This is a genomic window from Campylobacter sp. IFREMER_LSEM_CL2090 (assembly GCF_025771865.1).
In the GTDB taxonomy this organism is placed as follows: domain Bacteria; phylum Campylobacterota; class Campylobacteria; order Campylobacterales; family Campylobacteraceae; genus Campylobacter_D; species Campylobacter_D lari_D.
In genome coordinates, this window is the sequence record NZ_JAKMRA010000004.1 from 38,118 (window position 1) to 55,839 (window position 17,722).

Here is a 17,722-nt window from a genome sequence, read left to right on the forward strand (position 1 = left end):
TTTAAGGTTTTAAACTTGCTTTTAGAAATTACTTTTGATTATAAATCTAAAAATGATATTTTTGAGTATTTGTTAGCTTATTATGCTAAAGATTATGTGTATGATTATGAGCAAAAAGATGAAAAAATTATCATTAAGATTAAAGGCGAAAAAGATGAAATTCAAGCCTTTTGTTCTAATTTAGAAAATATCAGCCATAGTGTTTTTTTAAACAAATTTGACTTAAAAGTTATAGAAGAAGATTTTACACCTATAAAAAAAGAAAAAGCTTTTACTCAAAGAAGTTTTTTAACAAGACTTAATGCAAATGCTTATACTAATGGCGAGCTTTTAGAAAATGAATGGGGTATTTTTGTAGAAGAAGAATTTAAAATAGAAGAAGATTTTATAAAAATCACTAAAGAAAATTTCTACGATAATTTAAAAAAAGCCTTGGAAAAATTAAAAAACAAAGAAAAAATGCATTTTAAAAGTCCAAAAGGAATATATGCTTTTGAAATTTTTAATGAAGCATTGGATGATTTTTTAATACCTTGTGACCCAAAACATATCAATGCATTTTTTTCTTGCAATAACGAGCAATTTAAAATCTTAGCAGGGGTTGAAAAGCCTCTAATGAAGCTTAAATTTAATGCTATTTTTAGACAAAATCATCAATTAAATCATGAATATTTTAAAATCAAAATATATGATAATCTTTTCTTGTTTGCTTTATGTTTTGAACTTGAAAAAGAAGGAATTAAGTTTTTAAATTTTAAAAAGCTAGAACATTTTGAAGATGATTTTGAAGTAGCTTTAATCGAAAATGAACTAGTAGTTTGTAGGGGTTATGATTATATTTTACCCGAGTTTAAAAATTTGATTTTTCAAAAAGAGGATAAAAATTTCGCAAGAATTTCTTGTATATTGTCTGATTTTAAAGACAAAAAGCCTTTGCTTTTAGAACTTAGCAAAAGAAATGATGATATTATCTTACTTGATAAAGAACTAAATCTTTTAAAACTTTGCTTACCAAAAAGCTTTGATGAGTTTTATGAAACTATAAGTCAAGATGATGTTGCTAAGAGATTATTAGCTAATTACGAAAAAGAATTTATTCTTGTGCGAAAAGAACTAAATATGGCTAATAATTTTTTTAATCTTTTTGGCATGGTAGGGATGATTTTAGAGCTTAGTGAAGACGAGAAAAAAGCAGCATTAGCACTTTTGGCCTTAGCTGATGAGAGTAAAATGGCAAAAGGTGTTAGGATAGACTTTAAGCTTAATGAGCAAAAAGAATTTGATTACACTAAGACCTTAAGAAGTGTGATGAGTTTTAAGCTTGCTGGAGTAGAAAATCAAATCATAGCCTTAGGTGTTGTTGAGAGTTTGGTGTATTTTTTAAGAGATTTATTTGATGATTTAAAGGCTAAAGAGCAAGTTGATTGTGCCGTGCTTAGTGGGAGTTTGTTTGAGCATAAAAGCCTTAGCAAAAATGTATTTAAACACATACCATTTTTTAAGTTAAGTGATGTCCCACTTTGGATATGAAATTCATATTAAAGGGCTAGTGCAAGGCGTTGGCTTTCGTCCTTTTGTTTTTAACATAGCTAAAGAGCTTAATTTAAAAGGTGAAGTTTATAATAATAGCTTAGGTGTTGTTATAATCCTTGAGTGTGGCAATGATGATTTAAAAATTTTTAAAGAAAAACTTTTTGTTAATTTACCACCTTTAGCTAGGATAGATGATTTTAGCTTTTCTTATAAAAAACTTCAAAAAACTTATAATGAATTTATCATAAGTACTTCACAAGATAGTGAAAAATTTAGCCCGATTTTAAGCGATTTTGCTCTTTGTGAGGATTGCTATAATGAATTTTACGATGAGAAAAATCCGCGTTTTAAATATCCATTCATCACTTGCACAAATTGCGGGCCAAGATTTTCTATTATAAAAAAACTCCCATATGATAGAGTTAATACGACTATGGATGAGTTTAAAATGTGTTCTTTTTGTCAAAGCGAGTATGAAGATCCTGCTAATCGTCGTTTTCATGCCCAACCACTCTCATGCCCAAAATGTAAAATTACTATTTTTTTAAAAGATAAAAATCAAAATATTTTAGCCAAAGATGAAAAAGCTTTTATCTTGCTTGCAAAGCTTTTAGAAGAAGGTAAAATCATAGCTTTTAAAGGTATGGGTGGGTTTCATTTAATTTGTGATAGCACAAATAAAAATGCTATAAATGAACTTAGAATACGCAAAAATCGCCCTAAAAAGCCTTTTGCTATCATGGTAAAAGATCTTAAAATGGCTCAAGAATTAGCTTTTATTAATGAAGCTGAAGCAAAACTTTTAACTTCAAATTTAAAACCCATAGTTATTTTAAATAGCAAAAATATCCATAAAAGCTTAGCACCAGATACCAATAAAATAGGTATTATGTTAGCTTATATGGGAACGCATTTAATGCTTTTTGAACATTTTAAAAAACCTATCATTGCAACAAGTGCTAATTTAAGTTCACAAAGCATTATTTATGAAGAAACAAAACTTTTAGAGCAACTTAGTGATGTATTTGATTTTTATCTTGATTATGATAGAACAATACACAACTCAAGCGATGATAGCATTGCTCAAGTTATTAGCGAAAAAACTATGTTTTTAAGGACTTCAAGAGGCCTTAACCCACTTTATATCAATACAGCAAGTATTTTTAATACAAAAGAAAATATTCTAGCTCTAGGAAGTGAGTTAAAAAACGAATTTGCTTGTTTTTTTAAAAATCAAATTTTCATTTCTCCTTATATAGGCGATATGAAAAGTTTAGACATACAAGAGAGATTTTTTAAAATTTTAACTTTCTTTCAAAACTCTTATAAACTAAATTTTGATCATATTTTAAGCGATAAGCACCCACAATTTAACTATGTAAAAGAATTTAGAGATTATAAAAATTTTCGCGTGCAACATCACTATGCACATTTGTGTGCTTGTTTATTTGAACACAAAATTTACAAAAATAATGTTTTAGCCTTTGTTTTTGATGGAACAGGTTATGGAGATGATGGAAAAATTTGGGGTGGGGAGATTTTTAGAGCGAGTTTAAAAAGCTATGAAAGGCTAAATCATTTTAAAAATTTCAAACTAATTAATGCAGATATTAAAAATATCGCAAATTTAGCTTTAGCTTTAATTTTTGATTTTAATTTAGAAAGCAAAGCTAGCGAGTTTTTAGCTAAATTTTCTCAAGTAAAATTAAATAATCTTAAAAAAATTCACACTCAAAGCTCTTTATATACGAGTTCTCTTGGTAGGATTATTGATGCTTTTGGCGCTTTTGCTTTTGATATACAAAAGCTTGATTATGAAGCACAAATTGGGCTTTTGATGGAAAAATATTATGATAAAAATCTTGATTATAGTTACAAATTTGACATCAAAGAAAAAGAAATTTGCTTTAAAAATGCTTTTTTGCAAGCTTTAGAAGATAAAGATAAAGTTAAAATTAGCACAGGTTTGCTAAATGGTATTGCAAATTTAATTATAGAATATTCAAAAAAATTTAAAGAAGAAGTGCTTTTATGTGGCGGGGTATTTCAAAATAAAACCTTGCTTGAAATTTTAGATCGAAAAAATTTTGCTTATAAAACTTCTTTGCAATTTCCTTGCAATGATAGTTCTATTGCACTTGGGCAACTTGTGCATTATTTATCTTCAAAAACTTAATAAAACTCATATTTTTTTAATACTTTTTTATATACAATAAAATAAAAATATAAAGGAAAGATTATGTGTAAAGATTGCGGTTGTTCTATTAATGGACATGAACATCATCATGATCACCATCATGAAAATCCAGTTTTAAAAGATGAAAAAACTATTAATGTTATTAGTAAAATTTTATCAAAAAATGATCATCAAGCAGCTCATAATAGAGAGCATTTTAATGAGTATAATACTCTTTGTATTAATTTAATGAGTTCCCCAGGAAGCGGTAAAACAACGCTTTTAGAAGAAACTATAAAAACTTTAAAAGATGATTTAAAAATAGCTGTGGTTGAAGGAGATTTAGAAACTAATAATGATGCAAATCGCATTATCAAAGCAGGAGGCTTAGCTCATCAAATTACTACAGGACAAACTTGTCATTTAGATGCTTTTATGGTGCATGAAGCTTTACATCATTTTAAACTTAGCGAACTTGATATAGTTTTTGTTGAAAATGTGGGAAATTTGGTATGTCCTGCAAGTTATGATTTGGGTGAACATTTAAATGTAGTTTTACTTTCAGTAACAGAAGGTAGCGATAAGGTGGAAAAATATCCAGTGATGTTTAGAAAGGCTGATTTATTAGTCATTACTAAAGCCGATTTGGCTCAACATTTTGACTTTGATTTCAAAGCAGCTTCTATGGCAGCTAAAAGATTAAATCCTAAAATAGATATTATGATTTTAGATAGTAAAACAAAAACAGGATTTAATCTTTGGATAAATTATCTGAAAATGAAAAAGGAGCTTAACTAATGTGTCTTTCTATACCTTCTAAAATTTTAGAAATTGATGAGCTAAATTCAGCCATAGTAGAAACTTTAGGGGTTAAAAGAAGAGTAAGTTTGGATTTAATAAGCGAGCCTTTAAAAGTAGGCGATTATGTGCTTATACATGTGGGTTTTGCTATGGAAAAAATCGACACTCAAGCTGCACAAGAGAGTTTAAAAATTTATGCTGATATAGCAGAGAAAATGCAAAATGGACAAATCGATGAAAATGAAGGCGATATGGGGCTAAAAAATGGATTTAATTAATGATTTTAGAGATAAAGAAAGAATTTTAGCCCTAAAAGAACTTATTGCTTCTAAAATTACTAAGCCTATTAATATCATGGAAATTTGCGGTGGACATACGCATAGTATTATGAAATTTGGTTTGCCTGATTTATTGCCAAAAGAAATTAATTTTGTTCATGGCCCAGGCTGTCCTGTGTGTGTTATGCCAAGAGAGCGTATTGATGTGGCTTTAAAGCTTGCAAGTATGCCAAATACTATCTTTTGCGTATTAGGCGATATGCTTAAAGTACCAGGAAGTTATGAAAGCTTAATTGATCTTAGAGCTAAAGGGGCTGATATTAGAGCACTTTATACACCTTTGGATGTGATAGATATAGCTTTAAAAAACCCTGAAAAAAATATAATCTTTTTTACCATAGGTTTTGAGACAACTACACCTATGAGTGGGGTGATTATAGAAAAAGGTATAGCTTTAAATTTAAAAAATTTATTTTTTCATATTAATCATGTGTTGGTTCCACCCGCGGTAGAAGCTATCATGCAAGATGAAAATGTAAAAATTGACGCATTTTTAGGGCCTTCCCATGTAAGCGTTATCACAGGATCAAACATTTATGAACCTATTGCTAAAAAATACAAAACTCCTATAGCAGTGAGTGGTTTTGAGCCAGTTGATATAATGCTTAGTGTATTAAATATAGTAGAGCAAATGAATGCAAATACTTTTGAAGTTTATAATGAATATCACAGAGTAGTTAGCAAAGAAGGAAATTTAAAAGCTAAGGCTTTAGTGGAAAAATACTTTAAACCTTGTGATTTTGAATTTAGAGGTCTTGGAGTGATTGTAAATGGCGGGCTTTGTCTAAAAGATGAATTTGCACACTTAGATGCTAGCAAAGTATTTGATTGTAAAGTACAAAGTAAAAACGAAAGCAAGGCTTGTATTTGTGGTCAAATTTTAAGAGGCTTAGCTAAGCCTTACGATTGTAAGGTGTTTGCAAAAGCTTGCACTCCAAAAAATCCCATAGGTAGCTGTATGGTTTCTAGTGAAGGAGCTTGCGCAGCTTATTATAAATACTATCAAGATAAGGCATAAAATGAAGCAAATTACTTTAGCCCATGGTGGCGGTGGCGAAGAAATGAATGCTTTGATAAGTGAAATTTTTTCTATTTTTGAAAATGATGTTTTAAAAGAGGCAAATGATGCTGCAATTTTAGATGATTTGGCTTTTAGTACTGATTCTTTTGTATTAAATCCTATCTTTTTAAAAGATATAAATATAGGAAAATTAGCAGTTTGTGGTAGTGTAAATGATGTATTAATGGTGGGAGCAAAACCGCTATATTTATCATTAGCTTTAATTTTAGAAGAGGGTTTTGAGCTAGAAAAGTTAAAAATTATACTAAAATCTATAAAAGAAGAATGCGATAAAGCGGGAGTAAAGCTAGTTTGCGGGGATACTAAAGTTGTTCCTAAAAATAAAGGCGATGAAATATACATTAATACTTCATGTATAGGTAAAAATATACAAAAAATCAATACCAAAAACTTAAAAAGTGGTTGTAGTATCTTAGTTTCAAGGGATATTGGAGCTCATGGTTGTGCGGTTTTGGTTGAAAGAAATAATTTAGAGGCAAATATCCAAAGTGATTGTAAAAGCTTAAAAGATGAAGTTTTAACACTTTTAAATGCAAATATTTCCATAAAAGCAATGCGTGATGCTACGCGTGGTGGGCTTAGTGCAGTTTTAAATGAATGGACTAAATTAAGTAATTTAGAGCTTTTAATATTTGAAGAAAAAATCCCAGTTTGTGATGAAGTTTTAGGGGTTTGTGAGCTTTTTGGGTATGAGCCTTATGAGCTTGCAAATGAAGGAACTTTTATTATTTGTGTAGATAAAAAAGATGAACAAAAAGCATTAGAAATTTTAAAACAATTTAATACTAATGCAGCTATTATAGGTGAAATCACAGCTAATAAAAAAGCAAGAGTGGTTTTAGAAAATGCTTATGGAGCAAAACGCATTTTAGAAGCTCCAAAAGGCGAACTTTTACCAAGAATTTGCTAATGCATGAGTTAAGTATTACAGAATCTTTGCTAGAACTTTGTGAAGAATATGCTCAAGGAAAAGTTATTGAAGAAGTGCATGTTAAAATAGGGCGTTTAAGTGGGGTTGAACCTCCACTTTTGCAAAGAAGCTTTGAAACTTTTAAAGAAAATAGCCCCTTATGTAAAAATGCTAAATTTATTATGCATATTCAAGAAGTAGTAGTTGAGTGTCAAAAATGCCATTTTAGTGGAGTACTTAAAAATAATATCTTTTGGTGCCCAAAATGCGAAGATAAAGATTTAAAAATCATAGATGGGGAAGAGCTTTATCTTATGCAACTTGTTTTAAAAGAAAATGAGGATTTGGAAAATAATGACAAATAAGGAAATTATCTTAGGTGCGGGTTGTTTTTGGTGTACTCAAGCTGTGTTTGATGAAATCAAAGGCGTAGTTTATACAGAAGTAGGTTATAGCGGTGGTAAGCCAAATCCAAGTTATGAAAGCGTGGTAAATGGTGATGGGAATATAGAAGTAGCTAAGATAATTTATGATGAAAAACAAATTTCATTAGAAAAAATCTTAGAAATTTTTCTCAAAATGCACGATCCAACAAGCTTAGATAAACAAGGAGCTGATGAGGGGATACAATATAGATCAGTTATTTTTTATCAAACTAATGAGGAGTTAAAAATTATTAGCAATTTTTTACAAAAAGCACAAAAATATTACACTAAAGACATAGTTACACAAGTTTTAAAACTAGAAAAATTTTATAAGGCTGAAAACTATCATCAAAAATATTTTAAAAATAATCCTAGCCAAGCTTATTGTAGATTTGTTATTGCTCCAAAATTAGAAAAGCTTAATTGCTAATATTGTTTTTAAGTATTTTTGCAGTTAGATTTAAAAGCCTTTTGCAGGCTTTTAAAATTTAGTGGCAACCACAACCACCACATCCACAACTTTGACTAAAGAAATTTTCTAAAGCTTGCATATTAGGAAGTTCTGTTACTTCATTTACTAATTCTTTATAAGCAACTACGCCATCTTTAATTACAAACACTGCTCTAGCTAAAATTCCCTCAAGTGGACCATCAGCCATTAAAACACCATATTTTTCACCAAATTCTTTAGAAACAAAATCACTCGCAACAGTTAAATTATCTATACCTTCAGTTGAGCAAAAACGACCCATAGCAAATGGTAAGTCCATACTAACTACGATTACTTCTACACCACTTGCTGCTGCTTTTTTATTAAATTCTCTAGCTTCAGTTGCACATACTGGAGTATCAAGGCTTGGTACGCTGATAATAATTTGAGTTTTACCTTTTGGAGCAATTTCAACACCTGAAAGATCTTTGGCTTTTAAAGTGATATTTGGAGCCATGTCGCCAATTTGGATGTTGTTTCCTTTTAAATTTACTTTATTTCCTTTGAATAATACACTATTCATTTTTTCTCCTTGAATGATTTTTATTAATCATAATATAAAAAGATTAATAAAGTCTTATTTTTATTCTTCTTTGCACATACCTGCTTCGATTAGAAAACACGAGGGTTGATAATTGCTTTTTTTAATCTTATCATATTTTGCATAGCTTAAGTATAAAGTATCTTTAGCTCTAGTTACAGCTACATAAAAAAGCCTTCTTTCTTCTTCTAAACTTCCGCCCATGCTCATGAGTTTTTGGTTGGGAAATCTTCCTTGTGCAAGATCAATTACAAATACAAGTTCAAACTCAAGCCCCTTACTTGCATGTATACTTAAAAGATTAACCCCACTACCACTACTCATTTCACTAGCACCAAGAGTAAGAAAGTTATAGTATTTATAATTATCGCTATAATTTTTAGCAAGTTCTTTTAATACAAACATTTTCGCGTTGATTTTTTCTAAAATTTCATTTTTTTTATTTAAATCAACATTGGAATTTTTATTAGTCGCTCTTTTAGTTGCCAAAATATCACAAATTTCTTTAAAATAATCATTTTCTAAAATCAAATCTACAAGTTGGGTCGAGATTTTACACTCACTTGCTTTTTTAATAAAAAGATAAATTTTTTCAAGATTTTTTGCACAAAACTCGTTGATTTTGGGTAAGCTTAAAATAGGGTGGGTGTTAAATTCACTTTCTAAGTTAAATCTTGAAGGCGAGGCTAGCTCCTCAATATCATCAAAAAGTCCTAGTTGGTAACTTTGTTTTTTGTATTTTTTTAAATTCACACTACTATCAGGATTTAAAAAGCCTTTAATTAAACTAGAATGTCCTAATTTTAATAAAGCATCAAAAATATCTTTTGCCAAAACCCCACCAACTCCTTTGGTGTATTCAAGTAAATGTATAAAAGCCATGATATCTTTTGGATTAAGCACGATTGCAAGCATAGAGCAAAAGTTTTTAACTTCCAAGCTTTCAAAAAAACTTCCTCCACCTTTTCTTTTGCTTGCTATGCCAAGTTCTCTTAAGGCTACTTCTACTCCATCTGCACTAGAATTGTTTCTAAAAATCACAGCAATTTCATCAAGATTAACCCCGCTTTGTAAGATTATTTTTGCTATGGTAGAGTATTGATCAAATAATTCATTAAAAGTTAGCAAACTTGGCGCTTTAAAATCTCCTTCTCTAGTTACAATTAATTCTTTAGGATATAATCTTTCATTGTTTAAAATAACCTTATTAGCTAACGCAAGTATATTTTTACTAGAACGATAGTTTTTATTTAAAGTAAAAATATTTGCATCGACAAATCTATCTTTAAAACTTCCTATAATAGAAATATCAGCCCCATTAAAAGCATAAATACTTTGATCATAATCACCCACACAAAACAAACTTTTACTTTTAAAAGCATCAATTAACGAGCCTTGCAAGGTGTTAGTATCTTGGTATTCATCTACTAAAATCTCATCAAATTCAAAATGATGTGAAGCTAAAACATGTTTTAATTTGATCAATAAATCATTAAAATCTACATAGTTAAAACGCATTTTTTCTTCTTCGTATTCTTTTAAAATATCTTCATAAATTTCAGCATAAACAGCTTGTTCATCATAATTTTGACAAAACCAATTATAAAATTCATCTAAGTTTGCATTAGTATTTTGAAATAAAGAATACACATCATACAAATAGCTTGGCATATAAGGTTTAGTATCGCTTAAATGATGAAAAGTACGTTTTTCAAAAATAGAACGCAAAAGAATTTTAAGCTCACTCGCAGGTTTTAAAATAATATCGTGATTTAACTCTTTAAGTAGAGAATAAGCAGTACTATGAAAGGTTCCAGCTGTGATTTTTGAAGTAATGCTTTTATCAAAATACCTACTAAGTCTTTCTATCATCTCTTTACTAGCTTTGTTTGTAAAGGTTAGAAGCATAATTTTTTCAGGCTTTATACCATTTTGAAGTAAAAAAGCTATTCTTGCAACTATAGTTGAAGTTTTACCCGTGCCTGCACTTGCTATAATTAGATTATGTCCAAAAGGAGCGCTAGCGGCTTTATATTGTTCTTCATTTAAACGCGATAAGGGCATGAATTTCCTAGTTTAAAATTATATTTTGTATATCATTAAAATAAAAATGATTAACACCATCTTTATATTCATAATAAAGCGTGAGTTTATGAGAATCTAAAATAGTCTTAACAATGTATAATCCAAGTCCAAAACTATCTTTATTTTTCTTGCCTTGCGTAAAGGCTTGAGTATAATATTTTAAGTCTTTATCTAAGGCTTTTCCTTTGTTTTTAAAGCAAAGATAATCTTTAGTTATTTCTATAGTAACGCAATTTTCATCAGAATATTTTGTCGCATTATCTATCATGTTTTTCATTGCAGTGGTAAAAAGTTTAAAATCTACATTGACACTAAAACTTTCTTTTATACTAATTTTTACCTTTTCATCATCACTCATAGCTATATCTTTAGCTTCATCTAAAAGATCTAAGATATTGTATTTTTTTAAATTAATCAAACCAGCACCCGAAGTAATTTGCTCAATGGCTGCAAATTCATTAATCAAAATCTCTAAACGATTAAAAGCACCCACTAATCTTTCTTTATATTTGCTATCTTCAAGCATTTCTAAAGTAATTAAACCTTTAGTAATGGGGGTTTTTAGCTCATGCATAATATTTCTTAAGAAAAACTGCCTTGAAGTGTTTAGTTTTTGAATTCTTAAAATAGACTCATAAAAGGCTGTTGCTACTTGAGAAATTTCATCATTTCCCTTGCTAACATTTTGAATTTCATTGAGTTTATTTTCGCCAAATTTATCAATTTGTCTTTTTAAAGCTCTAAGTGGTTTTAATTTTTTAATGATAAAAATATATAAAATCAATAAAACCATTACTACTATACTAGCAATAAGCTTGATCACAAAATAACGATAACCTTGATATTCTAAATCTTTATATAAATAAAGCTTACCATCAAAGATGATTTTTAAATACACATTATCTTCTAAAGTAATGATTTCAACTACACCTGTGCTAGTTTGAGCCCGTGCTATAGTTTCAGCTTTATAGATGATTTGTCTTATGGCTGATGGAGTTGTTAATTCTATCATTTTGTAATTTTTTGTTTGCTCATAAAATTCTCTTTCACTAATCACATGATTAAAATATAATAATCTTGCATTAGCTATAAAAGAATATTTTGCATTAAGCTCATTAGTGTAATTTTGTTGATCATATTTTATAAGCCATAAAAAAGCTAAAATTACACTAACGCTTGCAAGCAAAAAAACAAAGGTTATAGTATAAAAAATTGATGATTTATTCATTGAGTTAATTTATATCCTATACCTCTGATTGAATGAATGTATTTTGGAGTTTTAGGATCATCTCCGATTTTTTGTCTGATTCTACTAATGATTACATCTATACTTTTATTACTAGAATCTTCACTAATAGAGCTACAATTATACACAAGCTCTTCGCGGCTTACCACTCCACCTTCTTTTTTAATTAAATAACTCAAAATATCAAATTCAGCATTAGTAAAGCTAATTTCTTGATCTTTCATAGTGATAGTATGTTTATATTTATCATATACAAGATCTTTTTTAACTTGAGCTTGAGCAGTTTTTGTGTTTGAAATTCTTCTTAAATGACTTTTAATTCTTGCTTGAAGTTCTTGAGGATTATATGGTTTTGGTAAATAATCATCTGCACCCAAATCAAGTGCTGCAACCTTATCGCTAATATCATGCCTTGCACTTGAAATGATAATAGGTGTATCATATTTTTTACGAATTTCCTCGCATACTTCAAGTCCATCAAGTCCAGGTAAGCTTAAATCCAAAATGATTAAATCATAAGGATTTAAAGCAAGTCTTGAAAGACCTATATAAGGCTCATGAGCAATATCTACTTTCATATCAAATTGCTCTAAATATTCAGCTATAATCTCTGCTAATTCTAAATCATCTTCTATCATTAAAATATTTGTCATTTTTTTCCTTTCTTAAAAAAGTAAAGCTCTTACAAATCCGCCTCTATTAATCCAAATTTTAACATACTCTTTACCTTTATTTAATTCTAAAGCCTTAGATAATTCTTTAAAATTTGAAATTTCATACTGATCAACACCTATAATAATATCACCTTGCTCAAAACCTATTTTTTCAGCTTTTGATTTTGGAGTAACTTCGGTAATTAAAATACCACTAATACTTTCAGGTATGCGGTATTGCTGTCTATTCTTAGAGTCAAGTTCCACTAATTTTAGACCATCAATATAACCTTTTTCATATTGTAGCGACTTTTCATCTGTTTTTAACATAAATTTAGCTGTTTTGACTTTATTATCTCTTTCATAAGTTACTTCTACTGCTTGTTTTGGATCAATACTTCCTATGTAGTTTTTTAAATCCATAGGGCTTTTAATCACAGTTTTATCTACTTTTATAATCAAATCTCCTCTTTTTAACCCTGCATTATAAGCTGCTGAATCTTTTTGTACTTCAGTGATTAAAGCACCTTCTTGATTAGTATAGGCTTTTTTAATATCTTGAGTTAAAGCTCCTATGACTACGCCTAAATATCCTCTTTCAATTTTTCCATGCTCAATAAGTTTTTGTGCAATAGATTTTGCCATATTAGAAGGGATTGCAAAACCTATGCCATTATTTCCACCACTTCTTGAAAGTATGGCTGAATTTATCCCAACTAAAGCTCCTCTACTATCTACCAAAGCTCCGCCTGAATTTCCAGGATTAATAGAAGCATCAGTTTGGATGAAATTTTCATATTGATTTAGACCTATATTGTTTTTATTTAAGGCCGAAATAATCCCACTTGTAACACTACTTCCAACACCAAAAGGATTACCCAAAGCAAACACTACATCACCTTCTAGTAATTTATCTGAATCAGCAAAAACTACTGCGGGTAAGTTTTTTGCTTCTATTTTTATCACTGCTAAATCTGTTTTAGGATCAGCTCCGATTAATTTAGCTTTATATTCAGTGCTAGAATCAGGTAAATTTACAGTGATTTTTTCAGCATCTTCTATAACATGATTATTTGTTATAATATAACCATCGCTTGAAATAATTACACCAGAACCCAATGAACTTACAACTTCTTTATTTTTTTTATTTTTTGGAGCTTGTGGGAAATCAAAACCAAAAAATTGTCTAAAATAAGGGTCATTGAAAAAATCATCAATTCCAAATGAACTACTTTGAACAGTTTTAGAAGTTGAGATATTTACAACTGAATTTTTAACTTTTTGTATGGAATCATGATAAGAAAGTATAGTATTTTGATTATCAGTTGGTAAAGTTCTTTTTACATTATCATCTGCTTGTTTAAAATCAATACTAGCACTAAAAAGACTAGTTGCCAATGCCAAAGAAAGAATCATAGTTTTTTTCATGTTTTATCCTTTGTAAAATCATTTAATGCAAGTATAAAATTTTATTTTTACACAATTGTAAATAAAACCTTTAGTTTTAAAACTTATAAAAGTTGATTGACTAAGACTAAAGTTTTTGATATAATCTTATAAAAAATTAAGGAATAATAAAAATGAGCAATAGTTTATATGAAACACTAGGAGTTTCGCAAAACGCTAGTGCAGATGAGATAAAAAAAGCTTATAGAAAATTAGCAAGACAATATCATCCCGATATTAACAAAGAAAATGGTGCTGAGGAAAAATTTAAAGAAATTAACGCCGCTTATGAAATTTTAAGTGATGAGAAAAAAAGAGCTCAGTATGATAGATATGGCGATTCTATGTTTGGTGGGCAAAGTTTTCATGATTTTTCAAGAAATGCAGGTGGAGCTGACATCAATGATATTTTAAAAAATATTTTTGGTGGAGGCTTTGGAGGATTTAGTGGCGGTTTTAGTTCTAGTAATAATTTTAGAAGTGGCTTTGGGGGATTTGGAGGATTTGAAGAAGATTTAGACTTGCAAGCAAGTGTTAAAATTCCTTTTGAAAAAGGAATTTTAGGTGGTGAGCATTTGGTAAATATAAATAACGAGCAAGTTAAAATCAAAATTCCACATGGCATAAAAGATGGCGAAAAGCTACGCATACGAGGTAAAGGAAAAAGCTTTCAAGGGCAAAGAGGGGATTTGATTTTAAAAGTTGAACTTGAAAAAAGCGATGAATATGAAAGAGAAGATGATGATTTGTACAAAAAGGTTGAAATTAGCTTGAAAACAGCGCTTTTTGGAGATAAAATCAGTGTGCATACCCCAAGAAAAGAAGTTAAAATTACCATACCGCCAAATTCTAAAAACAATCAAAAAATTAGACTTAAAGGCTATGGAGTGCAAAATAGAAAAACAGATCTTTATGGGGATATGTATTTAATTTTAAATGTAAAAATACCTGATATTAATAGCCTTGATCTTGAATTTGTAAAAATTTTAGAAGAAAAATTACCTTGAAAGGAGTAAGTAATGGAGCATAGTTATGATGAACCGGTGTATCTTATAAGTGTTGTTGCAAAAGTTTTAAGTATACATCCACAAACTCTAAGACAATATGAAAAAGAAGGTTTAGTTGAGCCAAGTAGAACCGATGGTAAAATGAGGCTTTATTCTCAAAAAGATATAGATAGAATCAAAATGATTTTACGCTTAACAAGAGATCTTGGGGTTAATTTGGCTGGTGTTGATGTGATTTTAAAACTAAAAACAAAAATTGATGAGTTTGAAAACACTATTGAAGAGTTAAGATTAGAACTTGATAGAAGAGATAATCCTTCAAAATCAAGAGCAGTAGTTAAACATAGAAGTAATTTTGATTTAATTTTTTTAGAAAAAATAAAATAATAAAAACATTACAAAAGGTTGGTGAGTGGATGCTTTTATAACTTTATTTTTAACTGCAGTAGCAGTTGCTGTCGTACTTAATGTTATACTTAAAAAATTTGGTATTCCAACTATTATAGGTTATATAGCTACAGGTTTATTTGTGCGTGAATTTTATGGTTTTAGCACTAATGAATTTGTTATACATGTAGCTGAATTTGGCATAGTTTTTTTAATGTTTACCATAGGGCTTGAATTTTCATTTAAACATCTTTTGGCAATGAAAAAAGAAGTATTTTTAAATGGAAGTTTGCAAATGCTAACTTGTGGTTTGGTTTGTACTTTACTTGTAACTTATATTTTAGGTATAGCAAGCCATATCGCAATGATAGCAGGTTTTGCTCTAGCCTTATCTTCCACTGCTATAGTTTTAAAAATACTTAATGATAATGGCGATATCAACGAAGAATATGGCCGAAAAGCTTTAGGAATTTTACTTTTTCAAGATATTGCTGTGATACCACTGCTATTAATGATTGATATATTTAGTTCTCAAAATGCTGATATTTCAAAACTTTTACTTACAACTTTAGTCAGTGCTGTGATTTTACTTGTTTTGCTTTATTTTATAGGCAAATACCTTTTTACTTATGTTTTAAAATTCATCATTAAAACTAACGCAAATGAAATTTTCATCGCTACCATACTTTTTACTGTAATAGGAGCAAGTTTTTTGGCTCATTCTTTTGGTTTTTCATACTCACTTGGAGCATTCATAGCTGGAGCTTTGATAGCTGAAACTAAATATAAACATAAAATAGAAGCAGATTTGGTTCCTTTTAGAGATTTGCTTTTAGGATTTTTCTTTATCAGTGTTGGTTTGCAAATTGATTTTCATATAGTTTTTGAAAATTGGTTTTTGATTTTTGTTTTTGTAAGCTTGGTTTTATTGATAAAATTTGTAGTAATCTATGGTCTTTTAATTCTTTACACAAGAAAAAGAGTAGCGTTAAAAACTGCTTTGAGTATTTCTCAAATTGGAGAATTTGCGCTAGCAGTATTTTCGCTAATGCAAGTAAATTCACTTATAGATGAAAAAACAGCACAAATTTTTATTATAGTTTCTATCGTCACTATGGTTGCAACGCCTTTTATTTTAAATAATCTTAGAAAAATAGCCAACGCAGCCGAAGGTGAGCAAAATGATATGGCTAAATTTTATTTATGTGATCAAAAAATGAAAGATCATTTTATCATTTTTGGTTATACAAGATTAGGTCAAGAAGTGGTACAAAAGATCAAAAAAACAGGTATTCCATATTTGGTTTTAGAAAGTGATTTAAATTTAGTTGAACTTGGCCGCAGTAGAAATGAAAATATCTTTTTTGCAAATGTAGCCCAAGTAGAAACATTAAAAGTAGCAAATATAGAAGAATGCTCAGTTGCTATTATAACTATAAGTAATGAAGCTAAGCTTGATATGCTCTATCAAGTGCTTTCTAGCTTTAACAAACCCATACAAACGGTTTTAAAAACAAGTGGTACAGGTGCTAAGATCATTTTCCCACATACTGATAAACATTTACACATTGTAGATGCTGAAGCTTCAATAGCAAGAAATTTAGTACAAGAAGCATTACAATGTAGAATCAATACAAGTGCAGCAGAATGAAAAATGATGAAAAAGCTTTAAGGGTAAAATATGTAAGAGCTTTAGAAAAATTTACTAATTCTGCTGTGAGTGCTTTAAAAAGAGAAGATTTTGATTTAACTCTTTTTAGGGAAAGAATGCAAAAAAATGCTAAAATCTTTGAGAAAATTCAAGCGGTGTTTTTAGATTCTACTTATACTAAGGCTTTGGAGATTTTTGTAAATGAGTGTTTAGATGAAAGTTTAGACCAAAAAACCTTAGCTTCAAAAGCCAATGCCTTATATAAGCTAAAAAATAATCAAAGTTATAAAAAAGACAAACATAAAATTAAATTTAAGGATGAATATTGATAAATGTAATTTTTGATATGGATGGCACGCTTATAGATAGTGCTAATGCTATAATATGTGCGGTAAATGAAATAAGAGCGGATTTAAATTTAGAACCTTTAAAAAGAGAGTTTATTTTAGATACTATCAATACTCCTGGACAAAATTATGCTAAGATTTTTTACGGGGTTGATACTTACTCACATACTAGCTTTAAAGAAGGTTATGAGAAGTATTTTATTAAGCATTATGATCAAAGCGTGGTGCTTTTTGATGGTGTGCTTGAGGTTTTGGAATTTTGTAAAAAAAATGATTGCTATTTAGCTATAGCCACAAATGCACCTCAAGAAAGCTTGGTACCTATTTTAAAAAAACAAAACATTCTTTTATATTTTGATAAAATATTAGGTGTTAGTTATGGTATAGAAGCTAAGCCTGATCCTATGATGCTAAGATTAATCGCAGATGAAGCAAAATATGAAAAAAGTATTTTCATAGGCGATAGCTTAAAAGATAGACTTTGTGCTAAAAATGCTAAGATGGATTATATACATATTTCTTGGCAAAAAGAAATTAAAGACTTAGATGAAGCTAACGATAAAACTACTTTAATAGAAAAAATTCAAACTTACATAAAAGGTTAA

General features: G+C 29.2%; 18 protein-coding genes. 13 read left to right on the forward strand and 5 right to left on the reverse strand.

The annotated features are described in order from the left end of the window. Positions 1 to 15 precede the first annotated feature (15 nt). From L8V85_RS03135 to msrA, 8 genes are all read left to right on the forward strand, one after another. Complete coding sequence (locus L8V85_RS03135; protein WP_263664666.1) at positions 16 to 1,530, forward strand: hypothetical protein; 1,515 nt, start codon at positions 16 to 18, stop codon at positions 1,528 to 1,530. Next, positions 1,511 to 3,709, forward strand: a complete 2,199-nt coding sequence (gene hypF, locus L8V85_RS03140; protein ID WP_263737459.1) for a carbamoyltransferase HypF — start codon at positions 1,511 to 1,513, stop codon at positions 3,707 to 3,709. Before L8V85_RS03135 ends, hypF begins: the two co-directional genes overlap by 20 nt. A gap of 63 nt (positions 3,710 to 3,772) precedes the next feature. Next, the gene (gene hypB, locus L8V85_RS03145; protein ID WP_263737460.1) at positions 3,773 to 4,507 is read left to right on the forward strand and encodes a hydrogenase nickel incorporation protein HypB; all 735 of its coding nucleotides are present in this window, start codon (positions 3,773 to 3,775) and stop codon (positions 4,505 to 4,507) included. Then, positions 4,507 to 4,788 carry a HypC/HybG/HupF family hydrogenase formation chaperone gene (locus L8V85_RS03150; RefSeq protein ID WP_012661500.1) on the forward strand — a complete coding sequence of 94 codons (282 nt, stop codon included), beginning with the start codon at positions 4,507 to 4,509 and terminating at the stop codon, positions 4,786 to 4,788. Before hypB ends, L8V85_RS03150 begins: the two co-directional genes overlap by 1 nt. Beyond that, a complete protein-coding gene (gene hypD, locus L8V85_RS03155; protein ID WP_220567192.1) occupies positions 4,775 to 5,866 on the forward strand; it encodes a hydrogenase formation protein HypD in 1,092 nt (363 codons plus the stop codon). The genes L8V85_RS03150 and hypD overlap by 14 nt, the downstream gene beginning before the upstream one ends. A gap of 1 nt (position 5,867) precedes the next feature. Next, the gene (gene hypE / locus L8V85_RS03160) at positions 5,868 to 6,839 is read left to right on the forward strand and encodes a hydrogenase expression/formation protein HypE (RefSeq protein ID WP_220567193.1); all 972 of its coding nucleotides are present in this window, start codon (positions 5,868 to 5,870) and stop codon (positions 6,837 to 6,839) included. Then, entirely contained in the window at positions 6,839 to 7,204 is a 366-nt protein-coding gene (locus L8V85_RS03165) for a hydrogenase maturation nickel metallochaperone HypA (RefSeq protein WP_133318875.1), read from the forward strand. Before hypE ends, L8V85_RS03165 begins: the two co-directional genes overlap by 1 nt. Then, positions 7,194 to 7,694, forward strand: a complete 501-nt coding sequence (gene msrA / locus L8V85_RS03170; protein ID WP_263709684.1) for a peptide-methionine (S)-S-oxide reductase MsrA — start codon at positions 7,194 to 7,196, stop codon at positions 7,692 to 7,694. The genes L8V85_RS03165 and msrA overlap by 11 nt, the downstream gene beginning before the upstream one ends. Before the next feature lie 58 nt (positions 7,695 to 7,752). Here msrA and tpx read toward each other — a convergent pair whose 3' ends face one another. From tpx to L8V85_RS03195, 5 genes are read right to left on the reverse strand one after another with little or no spacing between them, the layout of a single operon-like run. Further along, complete coding sequence (tpx, locus tag L8V85_RS03175) at positions 7,753 to 8,277, reverse strand: thiol peroxidase (RefSeq protein WP_263659853.1); 525 nt, start codon at positions 8,275 to 8,277, stop codon at positions 7,753 to 7,755. A 60-nt stretch (positions 8,278 to 8,337) separates the two neighbouring features. Then, positions 8,338 to 10,359 (reverse strand): ATP-dependent helicase, encoded by a 2,022-nt coding sequence (locus L8V85_RS03180; RefSeq protein WP_263665711.1) that lies wholly within the window; start codon positions 10,357 to 10,359, stop codon positions 8,338 to 8,340. 7 nt (positions 10,360 to 10,366) lie between these two features. Continuing rightward, complete coding sequence (locus L8V85_RS03185) at positions 10,367 to 11,608, reverse strand: ArsS family sensor histidine kinase (RefSeq protein WP_133318879.1); 1,242 nt, start codon at positions 11,606 to 11,608, stop codon at positions 10,367 to 10,369. Continuing rightward, the gene (locus L8V85_RS03190; RefSeq protein ID WP_039626094.1) at positions 11,605 to 12,279 is read right to left on the reverse strand and encodes a response regulator transcription factor; all 675 of its coding nucleotides are present in this window, start codon (positions 12,277 to 12,279) and stop codon (positions 11,605 to 11,607) included. Before L8V85_RS03190 ends, L8V85_RS03185 begins: the two co-directional genes overlap by 4 nt. 12 nt (positions 12,280 to 12,291) lie before the next feature. Continuing rightward, positions 12,292 to 13,707: a DegQ family serine endoprotease gene (locus L8V85_RS03195; RefSeq protein WP_133318880.1), complete on the reverse strand. Its 1,416-nt coding sequence runs from the start codon at positions 13,705 to 13,707 to the stop codon at positions 12,292 to 12,294. Positions 13,708 to 13,859: 152 nt separating this feature from the next. Here L8V85_RS03195 and L8V85_RS03200 point away from each other — a divergent pair, with 152 nt between their 5' ends. Genes L8V85_RS03200 through L8V85_RS03220 form a run of 5 tightly spaced genes read left to right on the forward strand, consistent with a single transcriptional unit; the run spans position 13,860 to position 17,722 of the window. Next, positions 13,860 to 14,732, forward strand: a complete 873-nt coding sequence (locus L8V85_RS03200) for a J domain-containing protein (RefSeq protein ID WP_263737461.1) — start codon at positions 13,860 to 13,862, stop codon at positions 14,730 to 14,732. A 12-nt stretch (positions 14,733 to 14,744) separates the two neighbouring features. Beyond that, complete coding sequence (locus L8V85_RS03205) at positions 14,745 to 15,119, forward strand: heat shock protein transcriptional repressor HspR (RefSeq protein WP_039668403.1); 375 nt, start codon at positions 14,745 to 14,747, stop codon at positions 15,117 to 15,119. Positions 15,120 to 15,144: 25 nt separating this feature from the next. Beyond that, entirely contained in the window at positions 15,145 to 16,770 is a 1,626-nt protein-coding gene (locus tag L8V85_RS03210) for a cation:proton antiporter (protein ID WP_263737462.1), read from the forward strand. After that, positions 16,767 to 17,099 carry a hypothetical protein gene (locus L8V85_RS03215; RefSeq protein ID WP_258107332.1) on the forward strand — a complete coding sequence of 111 codons (333 nt, stop codon included), beginning with the start codon at positions 16,767 to 16,769 and terminating at the stop codon, positions 17,097 to 17,099. The genes L8V85_RS03210 and L8V85_RS03215 overlap by 4 nt, the downstream gene beginning before the upstream one ends. Further along, positions 17,096 to 17,722: an HAD family hydrolase gene (locus L8V85_RS03220; RefSeq protein WP_133318884.1), complete on the forward strand. Its 627-nt coding sequence runs from the start codon at positions 17,096 to 17,098 to the stop codon at positions 17,720 to 17,722. The genes L8V85_RS03215 and L8V85_RS03220 overlap by 4 nt, the downstream gene beginning before the upstream one ends.